General features: G+C 50.6%; 17 protein-coding genes. 8 read left to right on the top strand and 9 right to left on the bottom strand.

The features are described 5' to 3' along the window. The first annotated feature begins 147 nt into the window (after positions 1 to 147). The 8 genes from rfbB (at position 148) to PspR84_RS20635 (ending at position 8,030) form a co-directional block, all read left to right on the top strand. A complete protein-coding gene (gene rfbB / locus PspR84_RS20670) occupies positions 148 to 1,224 on the top strand; it encodes a dTDP-glucose 4,6-dehydratase (protein ID WP_160058952.1) in 1,077 nt (358 codons plus the stop codon). Then, positions 1,221 to 2,114 carry a dTDP-4-dehydrorhamnose reductase gene (gene rfbD, locus PspR84_RS20665; RefSeq protein ID WP_160058951.1) on the top strand — a complete coding sequence of 298 codons (894 nt, stop codon included), beginning with the start codon at positions 1,221 to 1,223 and terminating at the stop codon, positions 2,112 to 2,114. Before rfbB ends, rfbD begins: the two co-directional genes overlap by 4 nt. After that, complete coding sequence (rfbA, locus tag PspR84_RS20660; RefSeq protein ID WP_160058950.1) at positions 2,111 to 3,001, top strand: glucose-1-phosphate thymidylyltransferase RfbA; 891 nt, start codon at positions 2,111 to 2,113, stop codon at positions 2,999 to 3,001. Before rfbD ends, rfbA begins: the two co-directional genes overlap by 4 nt. Before the next feature lie 55 nt (positions 3,002 to 3,056). After that, positions 3,057 to 3,980, top strand: coding sequence for a glycosyltransferase (locus PspR84_RS20655; protein WP_160058949.1), 924 nt, complete (start codon positions 3,057 to 3,059; stop codon positions 3,978 to 3,980). Next, positions 3,977 to 4,936: an SDR family oxidoreductase gene (locus tag PspR84_RS20650; RefSeq protein ID WP_160058948.1), complete on the top strand. Its 960-nt coding sequence runs from the start codon at positions 3,977 to 3,979 to the stop codon at positions 4,934 to 4,936. The genes PspR84_RS20655 and PspR84_RS20650 overlap by 4 nt, the downstream gene beginning before the upstream one ends. Continuing rightward, a complete protein-coding gene (locus PspR84_RS20645) occupies positions 4,933 to 5,937 on the top strand; it encodes a glycosyltransferase family 4 protein (RefSeq protein ID WP_160058947.1) in 1,005 nt (334 codons plus the stop codon). Before PspR84_RS20650 ends, PspR84_RS20645 begins: the two co-directional genes overlap by 4 nt. 120 nt (positions 5,938 to 6,057) lie before the next feature. After that, positions 6,058 to 6,651: an adenylyl-sulfate kinase gene (gene cysC / locus PspR84_RS20640; protein WP_160058946.1), complete on the top strand. Its 594-nt coding sequence runs from the start codon at positions 6,058 to 6,060 to the stop codon at positions 6,649 to 6,651. Beyond that, positions 6,648 to 8,030: an FAD/NAD(P)-binding protein gene (locus PspR84_RS20635; RefSeq protein WP_160058945.1), complete on the top strand. Its 1,383-nt coding sequence runs from the start codon at positions 6,648 to 6,650 to the stop codon at positions 8,028 to 8,030. Before cysC ends, PspR84_RS20635 begins: the two co-directional genes overlap by 4 nt. Before the next feature lie 243 nt (positions 8,031 to 8,273). Here PspR84_RS20635 and PspR84_RS20630 read toward each other — a convergent pair whose 3' ends face one another. The 9 genes from PspR84_RS20630 to PspR84_RS20590 all read right to left on the bottom strand — a co-directional run bounded on the left by PspR84_RS20630 (position 8,274) and on the right by PspR84_RS20590 (position 20,124). Beyond that, the gene (locus tag PspR84_RS20630) at positions 8,274 to 9,800 is read right to left on the bottom strand and encodes a hypothetical protein (RefSeq protein WP_160058944.1); all 1,527 of its coding nucleotides are present in this window, start codon (positions 9,798 to 9,800) and stop codon (positions 8,274 to 8,276) included. 10 nt (positions 9,801 to 9,810) lie between these two features. Then, the gene (locus tag PspR84_RS20625; RefSeq protein WP_160058943.1) at positions 9,811 to 11,310 is read right to left on the bottom strand and encodes an MBOAT family protein; all 1,500 of its coding nucleotides are present in this window, start codon (positions 11,308 to 11,310) and stop codon (positions 9,811 to 9,813) included. A 165-nt stretch (positions 11,311 to 11,475) separates the two neighbouring features. Next, positions 11,476 to 14,391: a glycosyltransferase gene (locus PspR84_RS20620; protein WP_160058942.1), complete on the bottom strand. Its 2,916-nt coding sequence runs from the start codon at positions 14,389 to 14,391 to the stop codon at positions 11,476 to 11,478. Between the two features lie 95 nt (positions 14,392 to 14,486). Beyond that, positions 14,487 to 15,422, bottom strand: a complete 936-nt coding sequence (locus tag PspR84_RS20615; protein WP_202982143.1) for a sulfotransferase — start codon at positions 15,420 to 15,422, stop codon at positions 14,487 to 14,489. Next, positions 15,415 to 16,101, bottom strand: a complete 687-nt coding sequence (locus tag PspR84_RS20610; RefSeq protein WP_174244472.1) for a WbqC family protein — start codon at positions 16,099 to 16,101, stop codon at positions 15,415 to 15,417. Before PspR84_RS20610 ends, PspR84_RS20615 begins: the two co-directional genes overlap by 8 nt. A gap of 10 nt (positions 16,102 to 16,111) precedes the next feature. Then, the gene (locus tag PspR84_RS20605; RefSeq protein ID WP_160058941.1) at positions 16,112 to 17,200 is read right to left on the bottom strand and encodes a DegT/DnrJ/EryC1/StrS family aminotransferase; all 1,089 of its coding nucleotides are present in this window, start codon (positions 17,198 to 17,200) and stop codon (positions 16,112 to 16,114) included. After that, positions 17,197 to 17,973, bottom strand: a complete 777-nt coding sequence (locus PspR84_RS20600; protein ID WP_160058940.1) for a class I SAM-dependent methyltransferase — start codon at positions 17,971 to 17,973, stop codon at positions 17,197 to 17,199. The genes PspR84_RS20605 and PspR84_RS20600 overlap by 4 nt, the downstream gene beginning before the upstream one ends. Further along, complete coding sequence (locus PspR84_RS20595) at positions 17,970 to 19,313, bottom strand: ABC transporter ATP-binding protein (RefSeq protein ID WP_160058939.1); 1,344 nt, start codon at positions 19,311 to 19,313, stop codon at positions 17,970 to 17,972. Before PspR84_RS20595 ends, PspR84_RS20600 begins: the two co-directional genes overlap by 4 nt. Next, entirely contained in the window at positions 19,303 to 20,124 is an 822-nt protein-coding gene (locus PspR84_RS20590; RefSeq protein WP_160058938.1) for an ABC transporter permease, read from the bottom strand. Before PspR84_RS20590 ends, PspR84_RS20595 begins: the two co-directional genes overlap by 11 nt. Positions 20,125 to 20,372 lie beyond the last annotated feature (248 nt).

The raw sequence follows: 20,372 nt of genomic DNA, 5'->3' as shown, positions 1-20,372 counted from the left end.
TGTAAAATGCGTCCCTTGTTTGATCGTGCCTTATTGCATGTCAATTCAGACTGACTCTGACGGATGCCAACTGCGAGTGGCTTCTGCATTCATGGATTAGACAGCGCTCATGGCAGCGCTGTCCGCAGCTCAAGGGTATCGTTTCGCGTGAAAATTCTAGTTACCGGCGGCGCCGGCTTTATTGGTTCGGCAGTCATCCGTCACATCATCTCCAACACGTCCGATGCTGTCGTTAACGTCGATAAGCTGACTTACGCCGGCAATCTGGAGTCCCTGGCAGAAGTCAGCCAGAATTCGCGCTACGTATTTGAACGAGTCGATATCTGTGATCGTGATCAGATCGACCGTGTCCTGCGTGAGCACCAGCCTGATGCAATCATGCATCTGGCCGCAGAATCCCACGTTGATCGCTCGATCTCCGGTCCTTCCGAGTTCATCCAGACCAATATCATCGGTACGTACACGCTGCTTGAAGCTGCCCGCCACTACTGGGCCGCTCTGGATGATGCGCGTAAAGCCAGTTTCCGCTTTCACCATATTTCGACTGACGAAGTTTACGGAGACCTCGAAGGTCCGGAAGACCTCTTCACCGAAACCACGCCTTACCAGCCAAGTTCGCCTTACTCGGCCAGCAAGGCCAGCTCCGATCACCTGGTTCGTGCCTGGGCCCGCACTTACGGCCTGCCTACCTTGGTGACTAACTGCTCGAACAACTACGGCCCATGCCATTTCCCTGAGAAACTGATCCCGCTGATCATTCTCAATGCGCTGGAAGGCAAGCCTCTGCCGGTTTATGGCAAAGGCAACCAGGTACGTGACTGGCTGTATGTCGAAGATCACGCGCGCGCGTTGTACAAAGTCGTCACCGAAGGCGTGATCGGTGAGACTTACAACATCGGCGGTCATAACGAAAAACAAAACATCGAAGTGGTGCACACCCTCTGTGCGTTGCTCGATGAGTTGCGTCCTGATTCAGCTCACCGCCCGCATGCCAGCCTGATTACTTATGTACAGGATCGTCCTGGTCACGACGTTCGCTATGCAATCGACGCTAGCAAGATTCAGCGAGAACTGGGCTGGACTCCGGAAGAGACTTTCGAGACTGGTATTCGCAAGACTGTTGAGTGGTATCTGAATAACACTGAATGGGTTGAGCACGTGAAGAGCGGTAGCTACCAGCAGTGGATTGATCAGAACTACGCGGATCGTTCGAGCAAAGCATGAAGATCCTCCTTTTAGGAAAGAACGGTCAGGTGGGCTGGGAGCTGCAACGCTCACTGGCGCCGCTTGGAGAACTGGTCGCTCTTGATCGGCATTCCGTTGATGGTCTGAGCGGTGATCTATCTAATCTTGAATCCTTGGGCGCAACGATTCGTCAGGTAAAGCCCGACGTGATCGTTAATGCTGCCGCCTATACGGCGGTTGACAAAGCTGAGTCGGATACTGAATTGGCAGATCGCGTAAACGGCCTCGCGAGTAGTGTTATGGCCAAAGAAGCCGCAGCATTGGGTGCCTGGCTGGTTCACTACTCAACGGATTACGTCTTCAGTGGCCAGGGCGTGACGCCATGGCAGGAGACGGATGCTGTTGCGCCGGTGAATCATTATGGCTCCAGCAAGTTAGCCGGCGAACAGGCAATTATCGCGTCGGGTTGCAAGTATCTGATCTTCCGCACTAGCTGGGTTTACGGTACGCGCGGCAACAACTTCGCAAAGACAATGCTACGGCTGGCGAAGGACCGCGAAACATTGAGCGTGATTGCGGATCAGATCGGTGCTCCTACAGGTGCGGATCTGATCGCTGACGTTACGGCGTTGGCTATTCAGCAAATCATCAAGCGTCCAGAACTGGCTGGCCTCTATCATTTGGCCTCAGCTGGTGAAGTGTCTTGGCATGGATATGCCACTCACGTAATTGACTTCGCAAAACTCCAAGGCGAGGAGTTGGCTGTGGCGACGGTTAACGCCATCGAAACAACCGCTTATCCGACACCTGCGCGCCGCCCTCTGAATTCTCGATTGAATACTCAGAAGCTGCGTGACAATTTTTCTCTACACTTGCCGGATTGGCAAAGTGGTGTAACCCGAATGCTTAGGGAAGTTCTGAACAAATGACCACGACAAATCGTAAAGGCATCATTCTCGCTGGCGGTTCGGGCACTCGTCTTCACCCGCTTACGCTTGGTGTTTCCAAGCAAATGCTGCCGATCTATGACAAACCGATGATCTTTTATCCACTGTCGGTATTGATGCTGGCGGGGATGCGCGAAATTCTGATCATTTCCACACCTGAGGACTTGCCGCTGTTTCGCAAGTTATTGGGCGATGGCAGTCTGTATGGCATCCAGTTGACCTATGCAGAACAACCTACTCCGGATGGACTGGCTCAGGCTTTTATTATTGGAGAAGAGTTCATTGGTCAGGATCCTTGCTGCCTGATCCTCGGCGACAATATTTTCTATGGCCAACATTTCTCGGACAATTTGCGTTCGGCTACAGAACAGAAGAGCGGCGCGACCGTGTTTGGTTATCACGTTTCTGATCCCGAGCGTTTTGGTGTAGTCGAGTTCGACGCTTCAGGCCGAGCGCTCAGCATTGAAGAGAAGCCGCTGAAACCCAAATCCAACTACGCAGTAACGGGTCTTTATTTCTATGACAACGACGTTGTGGAAATAGCCAAGAACATCAAGCCTTCCGAGCGTGGTGAGCTGGAAATTACTGACGTGAATCGTGTTTATCTTGAGCGCAAGTCTCTCAGTGTCGAGATGCTTGGCCGTGGTTTCGCTTGGCTCGACACGGGCACTCACGATTCTTTGCTCGAGGCCAGTCACTTTGTGCACACCATCGAACAGCGTCAAGGTCTGAAAGTAGCTTGCCTGGAAGAGATCGCTTTCCACAACGGTTGGATTTCTGCCGAGCAGTTGGGTGAGCAAGCCGATGCGCTGAAGAAGACTGGCTACGGTCAGTATCTTCAGAAACTGCTGGACTCACCTTCTCACTGATTCGAACGCCAGATCCCGTCGAACATCAGCGTTTTTCAGTGCGAGCAGGAATGGCATGCCAGTAAAACATCCCAAGGTTGCAGTTTTGCTGGCTGCTTATAATGGCATGCAGTGGATCGAGGAGCAGTTGGCCTCGATTCTTCGCCAGTCAGCTGTTGATGTAACCGTTTATATAAGTATCGACCCCTCCACCGACGGTACAGAAGCGTGGTGTGCGGTTTACGCTTCCAGGCACCCTCAAGTTCGGATCTTGCCGCCAGCGGGTAGTTTTGGTGGAGCATCTCGTAATTTTTTCCGACTCATCCGCGATGTCGAGTTTGAAACATTCGATTTCGTAGCCTTTGCCGATCAGGATGATATTTGGCACGTAGACAAGCTTCAGCGTGCGACTCATGCCATCCATAGTCGTCAAGTCGACGCCTATTCCAGTAATGTCACGGCTTTTTGGCCAGATGGAAGAACCCATTTGCTGAATAAAGCGCAGCTTCAGGTTGAGTGGGACTTTCTGTTTGAGGCGGCGGGGCCTGGTTGTACTTACGTAATGAGCAAAAAGCTCGCGGATTCATTGAAGGTGTCAATGATACGTAATTGGCGTCTATTACAAGATGTCAGTCTGCACGATTGGTATTGCTATTCCTTCGCCCGTAGCCATGGTTTTCTCTGGTACATAGACCCTGAGCCTACGATGGACTATCGCCAGCATGAACGTAATCAGGTAGGCGCGAATAAGGGGCTGGCACCATTGATTGCCCGTTACAAAACTATTCATGACGGCTGGTGGTTCAATCAGGTGCAATTAATTGTGCAACTGATTGAGCAGGATAAAAACCCGTTTGTAATGACGTGGCTCAAACTGCGGCGCAGGCAGTTAATTAAACTTTCATTCAGTGCCTGGCGGTGTCGGCGTCGGGTTAGGGACAAGTTTTTTTTCTTTTGTATTTGTTGGGTTACTGCGTTGATTGGGAATAAGGTGCGATGAGTGCCCTGAAGGTATTGGTGACAGGGGCCAGCGGTTTTGTCGGAGAAGCTGTGGTTTTCAGGCTGCTGGTGGACAAGAAATTTTGTCCGATCGCAGCATCGCGTGGAGCCACACGGTTAAATGGATTGTGCTCCGTCCAGCCCTTCGATATGAATGCGGATTTTTTGCCTGCACTGGATGATGTTCACGTGGTCATTCATGCTGCAGCTCGAGTGCATGTCATGAATGAAACCGCAGAAGATGCTTTGACGGAATTCCGTAAGGTTAACGTTGAAGGAACCTTGAGGCTCGCGCGGCGGGCTGCGGAATCGGGAGTCAAACGCTTTATTTTTGTCAGTTCAATCAAAGTCAACGGTGAAGGCTCATTTGCTCCCAGCGTCTATGAAGCAGACAACCAGCCGCATCCCGTGGATCCTTACGGTATCTCCAAGTACGAAGCTGAAAAAGCGTTGCAGAAACTGCACTCCGAAACCGGGATGGAGGTTGTCATTATTCGGCCTCCCCTGGTTTATGGCCCTGGCGTGAAGGCCAACTTTCAGAACATGATGATGTGGCTTGATAAGGGCATTCCTCTGCCACTTGGATTGATCCGAAATCGGCGAAGTTTTGTAGCAATTGGCAATCTCGTGAATTTGATCATCGTATGCATTGATCACCCCCTCGCGGCCAATCAGACATTTTTAGTCAGTGATGGCGAAGACTTGTCGACAACGCAATTGCTCCGACGCCTTTCCCGCGCAATGGGTAGATCCGCACGACTTGTGCCCGTGCCGGCGTGGCTGTTGAAGCTGGCGGCGATGACATTAGGTAAGCAAGCTTTCGCCCAACGACTTTGCGGATCGCTGCAAATTGACATTGGTAAAAATCGAGAATTGCTGGGTTGGACGCCGCCCGTCAGTGTTGACGACGCTATGCGTCAGACTGCTGACCATTATCGGGAAAACGTAAAGAGATGAATGTTTGGTGGCTGTTAATTGCCGTATTCGTATTGTCTTGGATTTTGACATTGGTGCTGCGCCGATATGCTTTGGCGAAAAGCTTGATGGATATACCCAATGAACGCAGCTCCCACTCTGCGCCAACACCAAGAGGCGGGGGCGTTGCCATTGTTGCCGCCTTTCTACTTGCTGTACCAATCCTTGCCCACTTGAATTTGCTCAGTCCAGACGCACTCTGGGGGTTATCGGGTTCAGGCTTGCTGATCGCCATTCTCGGATTCGTTGATGACCACGGGCACGTGGCTGCCAGATGGCGGTTGATTGGCCATTTCGTCGCCGCGGCCTGGGCTTTGTACTGGCTGAATGGACTGCCTGCGATCCCACTCTGGGGCATAAGCATTGAACCCGGATGGGTCGGGTGCTTTCTCGCGCTGATTTACATGGTCTGGATGCTCAACCTCTATAACTTCATGGACGGCATAGATGGTCTGGCAAGTGCCGAAGCGATCAGCGCTTGCTTGGGGATGTGTCTGGTTTATTACGTCCTTGGGAGCGTTGAACTGATCTGGGCGCCACTGATGCTGGCGGCAGCGGTTGCAGGTTTTTTATGGTGGAATTTCCCCCCGGCGAAAATTTTCATGGGCGATGCGGGGAGTGGCTTTCTCGGTATCGTCCTCGCTGTATTGTCTCTTCAAGCAGCGTGGAGCAAGCCTGAGCTACTGTTCAGCTGGATTATCCTGTTGGGTGTTTTTATTGTGGACGCGACATGGACACTGGTGCGGCGCCTGCTTAAAGGTGACAAGGTTTATCAGGCACACAGTTCGCACGCATATCAGCATGCTGCTCGACGGTTAGGTCACATGAAAGTTACGCTCACAATTGTGATGATAAACGTGCTGTTCCTGCTACCTGTATCGATGCTCGTCGCGTTGGGCATGTTGAGCGTAATAAGCGCTCTGCTTATTGCATTTGCTCCGCTGATCTATATTGCCTACCGCTTGGGTGCAGGCGAGACCTGAATCGCAAGGTATCTGCATCAAGCGGAGCGTTTTACAATCTCGAAGCAGGCGACCCGGGCATCCCTTAGCGGGTCAGGTGCTGCACTCGAAAATGGTCAGACTTCAATATGACGAGAAATTATGCAAAATAATCTCACTTGCCAGCCTATTTCGACGACCAGTCGGGTGCGTGGCGAGCAAAAAAATCAGCGCCCCGTGGTGATCTGGCTGACCGGTCTTAGTGGTTCGGGTAAGTCTTCGCTGGCCGATGCGCTTGAACAAAAACTCATAGCGAATGGCTTCCATACTTATTTGCTTGATGGCGATAACGTACGAATGGGTCTGTGCAAAGACCTTGGATTCGGTGATCAGGATCGAACGGAAAATATCAGGCGAGTGGCGGAAGTAGCCAACCTGTTCCTGGATGCCGGGCTCATTGTCATCACGTCCTTCATCTCTCCATTCCATCGTGATCGTGCACTTGCCCGCAGTGTGATTGGTGACGAGTCTTTCATCGAAGTCTATCTTGATACGCCGCTGAGCGAATGCGAGCGACGAGATCCCAAGGGCCTCTACAGTAAAGCCCGACAGGGGCTGATCAAGAACTTCACTGGCATCGACTCGCCCTACGAAGTGCCGGATTCCCCGCAGGTTAAAATCGATACCCTGACTCATTCAATAGATGAGGGGGTGGATACCATCATGGCTTACTTGAAACAATGGAATGCCAAGTGAAGCGATTAGTCATCATCGGTGCGGGTTTCAGCGGCGCAGTAACGGCTATTGAGTTTCTCAAGCATGCGCCCAAGGGATCCCAACTCACCATTATCAATCGTTCAGGCAAAATGGCGCGTGGGTTAGCCTATGGAACCAGCAGCCCTGATCACTTGCTGAATGTTCCCGCAGGCAATATGTCTGCACTGGTTGATGATCCCGATTCGTTCCTCGAGTTTTTTCGAAAGTTTGATCCAGAGGCGCATTCCGGAAGTTTTGTTTCGCGAAAAATGTACGGGGCATATCTGAGTGATTTACTCGCTCAAGCCGAAAAAGAGTCTGACGTCCAGTGTTCGCGTTTGACAGGTGAGGTGCTATCGATAGAACCCTCGGGCACCGGAGCCGTTTTAGAACTTCAGACGGGGGAGCGGATTGCTGCGGATCATGTCGTCTTGGCCTTTGGGAATTTTTCACCCGCCAAGCCTCAGGGTTTGCAAAAACTTGACGGCTGCGCAGCCTATGTCGGAGATCCCTGGTCTGCAGTCGCTGCTGATGTGAACCACGAGGCGCCCCGGGTTCTGCTGATCGGAAGTGGTTTGACCGCAGTCGATACGTTGATCTCTCTACGCAGGACGCATCCGGCAGCCAAAATCACCATGGTTTCGCGTCGTGGGTTACTGCCGACCGCACATAGAGAGCGGTTACCTGCGCAAGGATTCGCGACAACGATTTGTGATGATTTGCTTGGCGCTGCTCCCGCTGTTTCCGAATACACTCGGCTGATTCGGCGGGAAGTTGCCCGCTCCCCCGAACACTGGCGCGAAGTTGTCGCCGCGCTGAGGCCGATCACTTCCACTTTGTGGGAACGCCTGCCGACTAACGAGCGAAAACGCTTTTTACGCCACTTGCAACCGCATTGGGATGTCTACCGCCACCGAGTCGCCCCGCAGACTTTCGGCATCTTTCAGGAAGCGCTTGCGGCGTCCACTGCAAGCTTGATCGCCGGACGAATTGTCGCGATTGACCTCGAAGGAGAGAGCGTCTCGGTACATATCAAGCTAAGAGGCACTAATCAGATTGTCGAGCGTCGGTTCGATCAGGTCATTAACTGCACAGGGCCGTGCACGGACATCGGTAAAATTACCGATCCTTTCATTTCTTACTTGTTGAATGAGTCCGTGATCTGCGCTGACGATTTGCACCTCGGCATTAAGGTCGCTAGCAACTACGCGGTGATTGATCGGTCCGGGGAAAGTCTGGAGTGGTTAAGTTATGTCGGTCCCATGCTAAAGGCTCGTTTGTGGGAAGCCACGGCAGTTCCAGAGCTTCGTCAGCATGCCCGGGCTCTGGCAAGTAAAATCGCCAAAAGCTTTTTGACCAATGGAACCGAGGCTTCTTAATAAATTCCCTCTTTACACGTCTAAAGCCCCCAACCCTTGCACTGTTGGGGGCTTTTACATTGTGTAGGCTCCGTTTTCGAGTTTCCCAGGTTAAAAAAAAGCCAACAGCATTGTAGGCCATTGGCTTTTTTCAACATTGGCGGAGGCAGCTATGAGCGTGCGCCTTCAACTCAATGATTCAAGCAGGGGAGGGCCGGCAACCGCTTCACCGTGCTGCCATGCACCTCCTCTGTTCTCAGAGGGTCATTCCTGCACACCGAAACTTGGATTGCCGAGCGTGAAGCGAGTGCAATTTTTAAGCGCCTCAACATCCACACGAACACGCTTGATGTCATCTCCTTGCGGCCATTTTGGAATGGTTTTCAGATTAATCAACGACTGTCCGGTTCGTAGCAGAATACGAGTGCTATGCGCCTCATCGTAGTAGGCTTGCCCATTTTCCATCCAGAACAACTGCACCGGAACGGTCGGAGAGCCGTCAGTACACGTCAGATCGATGTTGAGGTACTGGGCGCTAATACGTGCATCCTTACTTGAAAATGAGAAGTCGACGTAGGCGTCGTCTCCTTTCATTTCAAATTCATTGGCTGAAGGGCCGGTTGTCAGCTGATTTATCTTGCTGGGCTTACCAATGCTGCCAATCTGGAAGTTTTCGTTTTTGGGGATAACGCTAATGACAGGCAGGTCGCTTTCCCAAAGCGTTTGCGCTTCACGCTCCACTACCGTGAAAAAAACATAATCCGGTTTCCATTCCTCGACCAGTTGGGCGAAATCTCCACCGGGCTCTGTAGCGACACTCCAGTGAAGTTGAAGAACGTCACTAAATGTGGCTGCCATCAACGGCGCCAAACTGGTTCCGAATGAGTCGCGGAGCCATAAAACCCTTTTGTTATTAAGTGCTCCTTCGGATTTTACAATAATCGGCTTTTTAGGCGCGTTAACTTCCGGGTTTCCGCCCTCGAACAGAATTTGATGAGTCGTGTAATCAATCCTTGTTGTTTTTATTGGAAGGTTGCCTGCATTGAGGAGCGGCTCTTTATCGGGAAGGCTAGTAGAGAGTCTTAGAAACTTCGCCAGATCTCCACCATTTATTTGTTTGATTCGAGCGATTCCGTAGGCTTCTTCCGATGGCCATTTCAATTCGGGGGCCGCTTTGCCAACCTCGTGGGCAAAAGCCTTAAATGCTATTCCAGCACCGAATGCGTTCCAGTGTGTATCTGTTTTAAAGTAAAGGTCTTCAGCGTGATTTTTCTTTCCAGCCAGCAAGGCTGGTCTTAGGTCAATGAAACGCTGCGGCTCGACTTCAGCGAGAAGGGCGTCTGTCGGGTTGAACGGTACTGGCTTGGCCCAGGAAGGTAATTGTTCTGGGTAAATGCTCCCCTTATCCGGCCCGATCATGATGCGGAATATCTTTACGCCTTTATCTTCAAGGAAGGTGTTCCAGTTCTTTGTGGAAGTTGCGATTTGCTTGCCAATAGCAACGTCCGCATCTGTTGCAGGGCGTCTGCCATTCGAAATGGTTTTGCGATATTGGTCACCAAGGAAAAGCCAATCATTTTTGCCAATAATAACCTGCTTTGAATCTATGCTGATGCCCAATGGGTAAAGTAACTTTGAAGTCCAGCTGGCCACAAAGTCCATATTGTAAAGGAAGGACTTTTGCGTGAGTTTTATTGCACTTTTGTCGGGTGCGGAAATGATGTTTATTGCTGGGATACAGAATAGTACCAGCAATATTGACAGCAAGAAGACGATTACACTACGTTTCATGTTGGCGCCATCAAAAATTAAAGTAAAGGAAGACGGAGCTGGTGGCTGCAAGCATGAAGCACATGGCGACCGAAAATAGGACTGCACCATAAGCCAGTCTCCATTTACCGATGATTCCGTTTGCCATTTCCAGCGAGTTTTTTTGCGCAACGATTATAAATGCAACAATAATTGCGAGGAAAATCGGCAGTTGACCAACAAGCGTTGCGGGCATGATGCTTAGTGCAACATCGGACAGCCGGCCTCCCCAAGCCAAATCGGATACCGGCACCGTAGCTGCGGTATTTCCAAATGCCGAACCCACATCTACCATTCCACTCAGTACGCGCATGGCGTCATCCATCGTCTTGGCGCGGAAAAATACCCACGTGACGTTTACGAACATAAAGGTCAGAAACCAGCCAAGTATCGGCGACATGGGGCGGCGTAATTGTGACCATAGACGATGAATGACCAAAGCAGCGCCATGCAGCGCTCCCCAGATTACAAACATCCATGTCGCACCGTGCCAGAGACCGCCGAGCAGGAATGTGGCAAAGAGATTGATGTAGGTACGAAACTCGCCAGAGCGATTACCTCCGAAGGGGATATAAAGATAATCACGCAGAAAGTGACTGAGCGTAATGTGCCAGCGCCGCCAGAAGTCCTGAATGCTCAGGGCCTTGTAAGGCGAGTTGAAGTTGATTGGCAACCAGATGTTGAAGAGTAGCGATGCCCCAATGGCCATGTCGCAATAGCCGCTGAAGTCAAAATATAGTTGGAACGTGTAGGCCAGGCTGGTTGCCCATGCTTCGAAGAATCCCAGGCTATGGTCGCCATCGAATCCAGCAGTGGCCCAGACGGCAAAACTGTCTGCGATAACGACCTTTTTGAATAGCCCGATCGCAAATATAAACAAACCCTTGAGGATGTTTGGGTACCTGCGCACCAAGGTCCAGCGTGAAGCAAACTGCGGCATGATCTGGCGGTGATGTACGATCGGGCCGGCAATCAGGTGTGGAAAGAATGTAACGAATAGCGAGTAATTGAGCAGGTCGTACTCTGCGGTTTCACCCCGATAGCTGTCCACCAGGTAAACGATCTGGGTAAAGGTAAAGAAGCTGATCGCCAACGGCAGCAGAATGTGCTGAATAGCGTAGTGAGTGCCGAAAACGGCATTGACGTTGTCGATAAGGAAATCGGTGTATTTGAAGTACCCCAAAAGCACGAGGTTAGCCACGATCCCTGTTGTAAGAACAACCTTTCGGTTAATCGCGTGATGGGATTTCTTGATGTCGTCAAGGGAGGCTTTATGTGCCTGGGCGAGGCCGGTACCTATCGCGAAGTTGAGGAAAATCGAACCCAATATGAGTGGGAGGTAATGAACATCCCAGTAAGCATAGAAAAACAGGCTGACGGCAACCAGCCAGACCTTTCCTGCCACGATTAAACGTCGGTCGTTTAACCAGAAATAGACGAAAAATGAAATGGGCAGAAAAAGCAGAATGAACTGCCACGAGCTGAAAATCATGTCGGTGTATGCCTAATGGAATGATAGGAAAGGTCCGGAAAAGGTTTTGTGGACCCCCGGACCTTTAAAAACAAGCCAATCGCGGTACCCGGATCATCTCTTTCATCGTAGTGAATAATGCCTCCACTGACGTCAGATGAAAGTCTGAACCAGGTACCGTGGTGCTCAAGCCCGCAAGATCTTGGAGATCTTCTCGATGACTTGCGGATTAAAAGAGTCTTCCCAGTCCCGAACCCAGTCGAACGATGTCCCTTTGATACGAGCTTCGCTATCACCAACACGTGCCACTGCGGTTTCCAAGGCCTCAGCAACGGAGAATGGATCCGCTTCACACGGTTCTATGTTGGAGGATATCGCTCGCAACACTTCAGCTGTACGAGATTCATAGGTGTTGGTCACAACCACCTGGCCAGCAGAGGCCATTTCGAACGGCAGAATACTCGGATGCGGTGCCAGCATCAGACTCAAGCCAATATCAAACTCACCCAGCGCTTTACCATAATCGCTTTGTGGCAGCGTGCCGCTCAGCTTCATCACGCGGCCGTGACCCAGATCAACTTCGTAGTCCGGACCCAGCGTACCAACACCGTGAAACTCCCAATCGCTATCAAACGCGCCATTAGCAATGGCAGCCTTGAGACCGAGGATGCCAATCTCGAAGATGTTGCGACGAGCGTGCCCTTCTGGGCGTCCGTAGAACAACAGGCGCTTGGTTTCGCGTTTGGCCAATTGCTCGATCGATGGTGGCGTGGTCGGTGTCAGCGCGTGCTGGAAAGCGACATAACGATTTTCCAGTTCTTCACCTTGGTGGCGAGAGAACACCCCTAGTTGTTTGCTTCGGAAGTAGTCGGCCAGCAGATCAGTGTTGAAGATGACCTTGTGCGGCAAGCGGTACACATAGCTGCCAATCGCATAAAGAGAGTCGTGCGAGTGGAAAATCGGTTCAAACTCCTGCAGAAAGAAAATGAATTCCTTGTCGATGGCTTTTGCCAGATGATGCGCTTTGATACAGGTCCAGAACGAATAGCCCACGAATGCGTCATTGGGCGAGATTACTGTCGGGTGTATCCCCTGAGTGATGTCTTCAACCTCTGCGTCAGCAACGGCCCGCTGCAATGCCGGGTTTGAGGCGAGCTTTGCGTTTACCCCCTCACGGTCGAAGCGATCGGATTCCGTAAGCAGAATTCTGACCTTGAAACCTTCAGCCTGGATTTTGCAGATGAACTGTAAGCAGGCAATGTAGCCGCCGAACATGATCAACGGATCCAGTTGAGGCAGCAACACGTTCACTCGTGCGGGGGCCAACGGATCGATTTGATAAGGGGGCGCGGAAATCTTCTCTTCCAGCAACGGGATGTTCCCCAGGCCAACAGGTGCCGTGATTCCCGGGTAGCATTTTTCCAGTGCTTGCGCTTTGAGCAGGCCAGGATGAGATGTTTCATCTGCATGCTGGACGCGAGACAGCACTTTGTCTTGCTCAATCTTTTCTTTCGCTACGTTGATAACGGTATCCACGTTATGTCGTGGTACCGCCGCCATGAGTCGACGGACATTTGCCCAACTAAGATTTTTGATTACAAATGCCGGATTTGTAATGCTTAGTTTGATTAGTCTATATAGCAGACTAAGTTTGGCATTTTGATTCATTTCAATATTCCCGCTTTCATGCTTTTTTCGTCTTATCAAAAGAGTGCTGAGCCCGCGTAACGGCTTGGTAACGGACCAGCTTGTAGAGGCATAGATAGCTGCTATCTGCACGTTTTGATAGTTTATGGTGGATTCGCGATCGGCTATTTGTGTGTCACGTTCGGTGATCTGCGTATCACGTTCTATTAGCTGTGTATTTAGCTCTGCGACTTTCTCGTCCCGCTCAACGATCTGCCTGTCGCGCTCAGCCATCTGAGCGTTAAGTTCGTTTGCCTGTGCGTTAAGCGTTGTTATCTCAACAGAGTGATCGTGGATTTGTGCATCACGTTCCGACAGTTGTGCATCACGTTCCGACAGTTGTGCATCACGCTCAGACAGTTGTGCATCGCGTTTGGCCAGTTGCGTGTTAGTTTCAACTGCTGCTTGATTGAGCTTGTCAAAATAAACAACTTTCAATGGGTCCAGTTCGCTGGTCAGCTTTACGAATTGACTGGCATCGAACGATATGTGGTTTTTCTTGATCGGATCGTTCAGCAGTTCGAATATCAGGTTCAGCGCGAAGGGCACTACAAAATCGAACTTCCTGGTCTCGAGCATTGCCCGCGCCAATGCATAACGCACTGAATCATCGTGCTCACTAAAAAATATCTCAGCCTCAGGAAATACTTTGATGAGATCGTCTTTATCGTTGATCTCAAGGTAGTTAGGCAGGAGCATGCTGAATTCAAATAGAACACGGGCACGTGTTTCCGGGCGACTTCCGCTGGAGTTGGCTTCATTGTCTCTAACACGGAATTTTACGAGCTTTTCCCGCAAAACGTGAATTTCATGTTTCAGGCACAATCTGATCCACATGTCGAAATCGGCAATTTGCGCCAAACCAAACCGGTACAGTCCGCAGTCGCTGTAGCACTGGCGGCGAATGAGCACGCTCGGATGGCAAAGTACATTGCCAATCTCAAAAAACAAGCGTAACCATTGATGACGAGAGCGATTTTCTTGATCAAATATAGAGTAGTAGTAATGCGAGGTGTCAGAGTGAGGGGTGCCGATTTCATCAACCGCCTGTGCATTGGTGAACACCGCGCCGATGCTTTGGTGGGCATCTAGGAAGTCCACCTGCTTTTGCAGCTTGTCCGACGTCCATAGATCATCGGAGTGATGGATCGCAATATACTCACCCTTGGCAACTTCCGAAATTGCCTTGTTGATGCCGTAGACACCTCGTTTGGACTCACTGTTCTGAAATGCCCGGATGCGCTCGTCGGTGTAGCTGTTGATGATCTCCCACGAGTCATCCTGCGAGGCATCATCCCAAATGATAAGCTCGAAGTCTTTGAATGTTTGATTCAGGACGCTATCAATCGCTTCACGCAAATACTTTGAGTGATTGAAGGAGGTTAATATGACTGAGACTTTCGGCGCTTGTAGCATAATTTTTACCATCGTTGTCAGTGCGTTTGAGCGGGTCTGGGCGCTATTCGCCAGTCCTTAAAAACACAACAGAATTTTTATTGTGAATCTCTCACTCACCGCTTTCTTGTTACTTCAAATTTCTTGTCGCCGGTGTACTGTGCGCCTGTTATATTCAGTTTCGAAGTCAATTCTTCAAAATACTTTTCAGGTGCGTTGCAGAAGTCTTCGTACTGGACAACCATTTTTCTTGCGTCTGCAACATTTGACAGCCCAGCCTCAACGGCTTGATTGATTGCGCGAACTTGGCCCACCGCTTGTTCGAAAGGGCTCAGTTGCATCAGTTGTTCTTTTTCCGGAATATCAAACGAGTACCATTGGCGCTCATCTCCCAGTTGCCGCTTGCGCGCTTCCAGCACCGATTCCGCATTGGAAACTTCATTTCTGACGATATGCACAAACAGTACGTTCTTCAGTACTGAATCGAGGAAAGGGATGTTGTAGTTGAAAAGCATTCCCTTTGCTGCAAAGGGTTTCTGGAAAACTTCCGTCATTCCCGACAATTCGCTTAGCATGGTCTGCACGTCCATGCTCTGCCGCAATTCTTCATCACTCCAAATGTCACGACCCGGATCTGCAAGGAAGCGTCGCCAGAAATACCAGAATTCATTGGGGGCGAGGGCGCCCTTGGTCTTGCCGTTCTCGGAACGGTATTCAGCTTGCTGAGCGAACTCGGAGAGCTCACCGCGGAAGTCGAAACGCGGGTCAGTCAGCAATAGCTGAACTTTGGCACCAATAATAGGCGCTTGATAGAAGCGCGACAGGATATTGGTTGGATAGGCAACCAGACCGGTATTGGCGAGCCATTGAGTGAAGAGAGTGGTGCCGCTACGCAGAGGCCCCATTACCAGTATCAAAGGGTAAGGATTGCGATCAGGCGTTTGCTGCCTTACCAGTACCTTCTCGGATGGCTGCAGGTCTGTGTTCAATTCGCTGAGCAGGTTTTCCAGTAACTCGTTACGGCGAAACTTGCTCGTTCTATTGTCAACCAAGGTCATACTCCTGGAGCAATTTTGCGCATTGCTCTTTGTCATTGAACATCATCACGTCAATGATGGACAAATTTGGCAAAAAGCCGTTGCCGAACTGCTGGTAACTGACCGCTCGCGGCTCGATGAAGGAAAGCTTCAAGCCGTGTGAGGCAAAAGCTTGGGGGCCATAGAGTACCTTGCCTCCCGGCAGGTTGATATATTCTGTAGCTCCAAGCTGTTCGCAAATGGCAAGAACCTTGTCTTGCCCTCGTAGCTCACAGTTTTTCCCAAGTGCCGAAGAGGTGTGCCACTTCGGGCGTAGATCCAGTTGCGCACAAATGCTGCGTAGCTGGAAATCCAGGAAGTCAGCGAGATTGCGCGATTCGTACCTGAGGATGCTCTCAAGCAAGGGGTAAATGCTCTCGAAATGTGGCGCCTTACGGTAGTTTTGCTGGATGCTCTGCAAAATCTTGTGCTGGCTGCTGATCTCAATTTGATTGATCAGCTTGTTCGGGCTGGCCGCGAGCAATGGCAAGGTAATCAGTTGCCTGTTGCCATTGCAAAGGATGTTGTTCCGGTTGATCCAGCCACCCTTGATGAAGTTGACGTCGTCGTAAACTACGAACGAATCTACCGCGTGCATGAGCTGGAAATAGCCCAGGTATGGGAATAGATAAGGCTGCATGATCGCAAGTTTCAAACGGTCCACCTCAAGGCTCGAGCGTATGCTTGATACAGGCGCAGATAGTGTCTATTTCCTGCTCGGTCAACGTTGTATACAAGGGCAACGACAATACGCGTTGTGCAAGTGATTCGGATACAGGACAAGGCCGTTGCATGGACTCTTGCAGGAAAGGTAGCGTGTTGAGAGAGGGATGGAAGTAGCGGCGTGGAAAAATTTCCTGCTTCTGCAGGGCATCTCGCACTGCCATTGCCTCTTCATGGGTATCGAAAACTACCGGATAGTAGGCGTAATTGTATTCAAGCCCATCAACTACCTTGGGTCGTTGATGTCTGACGCCTGCAAGGCGCTCGTCGTACCAGGCCGAGCATTGCCGGCGAGCCTCGATAATGGCATCGACGTGCCCTAGCATGCTCAGGCCCATAGCCGCGTGCAGCTCGGACATTTTCGTATTGATGCCCAGACCGATATAGTCATCTTCGCCTAAATGACCAAACTTGCTCATAAGAAACGCGCGATGCGCCACGTCTGTGTCGCGAAAAACCACAGCTCCACCTTCCCCAGTATGGAAAAGCTTGGTGGCGTGAAAGCTCAGAGTACTGCAGTCACCGTGGTTCAATAGTGAGTCGTTGTTCAGGCGTACGCCATAGGCGTGCGCAGCGTCATAGATAACCTTCAGGTTATGACGGTCGGCAATTTGTTGAATGCGTACGACATCGCAAGGGTAACCATAAACGTGGGTTGCCAATATCGCCGTTGTGTCTTCCGTTATCGCGCTTTCGATCAAATCGGGATCAATGCAGAACGACTCGGCGTCAACGTCAACGAATACAGGTGTGCAACCTTCCCAGAGAATCGCATTCGTCGTGGCAACATAGCTGTAAGGCGTGGTGATGATTTCGCCTTGTAACGCAAGAGCCTTGATAGCCAACTGCAGCGCTAGTGTGCCGTTGGTGACGAGTTGCAGATTGGCAGCGCCCAGCGTATTGGACAGCTCGTCGCGCAACTGCCTAACCAACGGGCCGTTATTCGTTAGTTGTGCGGATTCCCAAATGCCTTGAAGGTATCCGGTATAGACATCCAGATCTGGAAGAAAAGTTCGGGTAACCGGGATCATGATTTTGATACAACATAAAGTATGCTGGAAGGTTTGAGGCCAAGCTTTTTAAAGAGCGAGGCTCCAAAGTAAGATTGATCATACTGCTGCAATTTGAAGCCGCTTTCTTTTATTCGTGAGACAAAGTCATTGTGCGAATAGAGGCGTACATGGTCATCTTGTCCAAATAAACGCCAGCGCTCACCTTCATCGGTAATGGACGGATCTTCAACTGTTGCGGGTAGCCCGACGATGATGGGAGCCATCAATATGCCGCAGCCAGTTTTCGTTAAGACTCTGAGAAGTTCGCGCATTGCAGCACGATCATCGTAGACATGTTCCAGGACATGGCTACAAATAAAGAAATCATACGTTTCTTCTGCAAACGGCAGGTGCAGTAGGTCAACCTTGTGGTCGACATGTTCCATCATCAAGTCTGCAGTTTGGTAGTCTGAGAAGACTCTGGATTCCTTCAGTCTGGCTGAAAGCACGGCTTCGGGAGCGAAGTGAATGGCCTTGCTCGCTAGATTTTTGCGTTGCTTCGAATAGTACTTCGCTACCCAGAATGCATATAGGCGCTCTCGGTCGGAGGCGCCACATTGGGTGCACGAATAGGTATCCAGCGCAGTCATTTCTCCCTTGCCGAAATGCACGTAGCCATACTGCTCTGCATGGGTGCGGTAGAAATCGGAAAGAGGATTGAAGCCGGCGTCTTTGGAGTCACACACCGGGCAGTATGTTTTGGTATTGAAGAGCTTTAGAGTCTCCAGAAACCTAGTCGCAGAAAAGCTCATAATTGTTGCACCTCGATAGTGTTTTCTACGTAGGCCTTCGTCCATATGCGCCCCGTGGACCGTCTTTGGACATTGAAAACGATAGCGTCATCGATCACATCCAGGAATTCTGCGCTCTGATCCAGTACCAAAGGTTTTGAGATCTGTATCTGGATACTATAATTGCCTTCCTGCAACGGCAGTAGAGTGCTATACGAAATCGCGTATCTTTCACCTGGTTTGCAGTGAAGCAGGGGTTTGCCGATTGTTCTGAATGCAGCACCCAGAATCAATATTTTTTTGTCATCTTGTATGTAGTAATTAACCGAGCAGTCCGTCTGCTCCTGAGCTTCAATATAAATTTTTATTGTAACTTTTTGATTGAACTCTGCTGTCACTACCGGCTGATCCGATGAATCTACCAGTTCGGCGTATGCGATTTTTACACCTCCGACACCATAACGGAATTCAGCGGCGCGGCGATCGAATTCAAGCGACTCCTTAAAACCCAGTGCTGCTGGTGAAGAAGATGAGTTTTCTGGCGCATTGAGCGCGGGAGGCTTGATCTCCGGGAGGTACTTGAGTACCTCGCTATTAAGCTCCTCGCGTGTAACCCGGATGTAATCTTCTGTAAGTGTGCTGGCTTTACCAAATCCCTTCAGGATGCCTTTTTCAAGATACGCGGCCTGAGAGCAAAGGCTCCTGATGCTGCCAATGTCATGACTGACAAAAAGGACTGTCGCCCCGTTGTCCTGAATACGGCGCAATGCAGTCATGCACTTTGCCTGGAAACTCATATCACCAACGGCCAGTGCTTCATCTACGATCATGATGTCTGGTTGGGAGACAATATTCACGGCGAAAGCGAGTCGCACGAACATGCCGCTGGAGTACGTCTTGACGGGTTGCTCGATAAAACTGCCGATATCTGCAAAACTTGCAACATCGTCAAACCGGGCGTCGGTTTCTTCTTTAGTAAGTCCTAGCAGGGCACAGCTCAGATATACGTTCTCACGACCAGTGAACTCGGGATTGAAGCCTGAGCCAAGTTCAAGTAGCGCGGCGATACGCCCATTGGTCTGAATTGTTCCACTGGTGGGGTTGAGCGTCCCACAGATAAGTTGCAGCAGTGTTGACTTGCCGCCCCCGTTCCGACCGATTACACCTACCGTTTCCCCTTTTTTGACTTCGAAAGATATATCTCTCAATGCCCAAAACTCTCGGTAGTACTGTTGGGGCTGCAATCCTGTGGCTCGCTGCAAGCTGGGCAGGATAAATTGCTTGAGGCGATCTCGCGGAGTGTTATAAATTTGGTAACACTTGCTTAGATTCTCTATTTTGATTGCAATATCAGAGGACATCTGCGAACCCCTTTCTAGTCTTCTGAAACCAAGCAAATCCTAACCAGGCTATCGTGGCGGCCGCTATCCAGTAAGTTGCCAGACTCGCAAGATCGGGAGTCTTGCCCCAATAGAGTACATCTCGAATCATTTCGATAATCGGTACCAGAGGATTGAAGTACAGCACATGCTGATATTCCTCGGGTAGAGCACTGGCCGGATAAAAAATCGGACTCAGAAACATCAGTACCGATGTCAGTACGGAGATCAACTGAGAGACATCGCGCAGGAATACACCCAACGAAGCGAGTGTCCAGCAGAGTCCCATGATAAATAACGCAAACGGTATCAGAATCAAGGGTACGTAAAGAGTTGTCAGTTGAGGTGTGCCGATGAGCAGGGTGTAGGCAACCAGCCACACTACCAGGCTGATAGCCGCATGGTAGAAAGCAGCAAGCAGACCTACGAAAGGTAATATTTCCAGTGGGAATATTACTTTTTTAACATAGTTTGCATTGGACAGGATCAGTCCTGGAGCCCGATTGACGCACTCGGCAAACAAGTTGAATACAATCAAACCGGCAAATAACACTAGAGCGAATTCTATTTTGGAGTCGCCACCTCCGCTGCCCCAGCGAGCTTTGAATACCACGCTAAAGACGAAGGTATAAACCACAAGCATGAACAGTGGGTTGAAGAATGACCACAGCAAGCCGAGCATGGAGCCGCGATAGCGACCCAATACCTCACGTTTTGCTGACGCGTGAATAAGTGCGCGATGGCGCCACAGACTTGCAACCATCTCAAGTGGCGTTGCGGGAAAAGTACGCATTAAGCGAAGACCTCGACATCAGGATATGCTCTGCCCGAAGCGTCGGTGCCAGAGTGGATGCAAAGTTTCTTTTTCAGACCGGGGTTGCGCGTTGACGAAAGAAGCAGGGACGCGGGATCAGATCTGGAGTCAAGGCTGGCAGCGAATGTGGCCGCTCGGTGGGTGACAGAAATGCGATTTTTGAATGGGTTCATCAATATACCTAATGCTTGGGAGCGCTACCCTGACGAGTAAGAACCGGCCGCCAC

This window comes from Pseudomonas sp. R84, from assembly GCF_009834515.1.
In the GTDB taxonomy this organism is placed as follows: Bacteria; Pseudomonadota; Gammaproteobacteria; order Pseudomonadales; family Pseudomonadaceae; genus Aquipseudomonas.
The sequence above is the reverse complement of the archived record's forward strand: the minus strand, read 5'-3'. Positions and strand labels throughout refer to the sequence as shown.

Excerpts from the sequence above, each read along its gene's own strand:
- rfbD (WP_160058951.1), top strand. The coding sequence starts at position 1,221 with ATGAAGATCCTCCTTTTAGGAAAGAACGGTCAGGTGGGCTGGGAGCTG.
- rfbA (WP_160058950.1), top strand. The coding sequence starts at position 2,111 with ATGACCACGACAAATCGTAAAGGCATCATTCTCGCTGGCGGTTCGGGC.
- PspR84_RS20655 (WP_160058949.1), top strand. The coding sequence starts at position 3,057 with ATGCCAGTAAAACATCCCAAGGTTGCAGTTTTGCTGGCTGCTTATAAT.
- PspR84_RS20650 (WP_160058948.1), top strand. The coding sequence starts at position 3,977 with ATGAGTGCCCTGAAGGTATTGGTGACAGGGGCCAGCGGTTTTGTCGGA.
- PspR84_RS20645 (WP_160058947.1), top strand. The coding sequence starts at position 4,933 with ATGAATGTTTGGTGGCTGTTAATTGCCGTATTCGTATTGTCTTGGATT.
- cysC (WP_160058946.1), top strand. The coding sequence starts at position 6,058 with ATGCAAAATAATCTCACTTGCCAGCCTATTTCGACGACCAGTCGGGTG.
- PspR84_RS20630 (WP_160058944.1), bottom strand. The coding sequence starts at position 9,800 with ATGAAACGTAGTGTAATCGTCTTCTTGCTGTCAATATTGCTGGTACTA.
- PspR84_RS20625 (WP_160058943.1), bottom strand. The coding sequence starts at position 11,310 with ATGATTTTCAGCTCGTGGCAGTTCATTCTGCTTTTTCTGCCCATTTCA.
- PspR84_RS20620 (WP_160058942.1), bottom strand. The coding sequence starts at position 14,391 with ATGCTACAAGCGCCGAAAGTCTCAGTCATATTAACCTCCTTCAATCAC.
- PspR84_RS20605 (WP_160058941.1), bottom strand. The coding sequence starts at position 17,200 with ATGATCCCGGTTACCCGAACTTTTCTTCCAGATCTGGATGTCTATACC.
- PspR84_RS20600 (WP_160058940.1), bottom strand. The coding sequence starts at position 17,973 with ATGAGCTTTTCTGCGACTAGGTTTCTGGAGACTCTAAAGCTCTTCAAT.
- PspR84_RS20595 (WP_160058939.1), bottom strand. The coding sequence starts at position 19,313 with ATGTCCTCTGATATTGCAATCAAAATAGAGAATCTAAGCAAGTGTTAC.
- PspR84_RS20590 (WP_160058938.1), bottom strand. The coding sequence starts at position 20,124 with ATGCGTACTTTTCCCGCAACGCCACTTGAGATGGTTGCAAGTCTGTGG.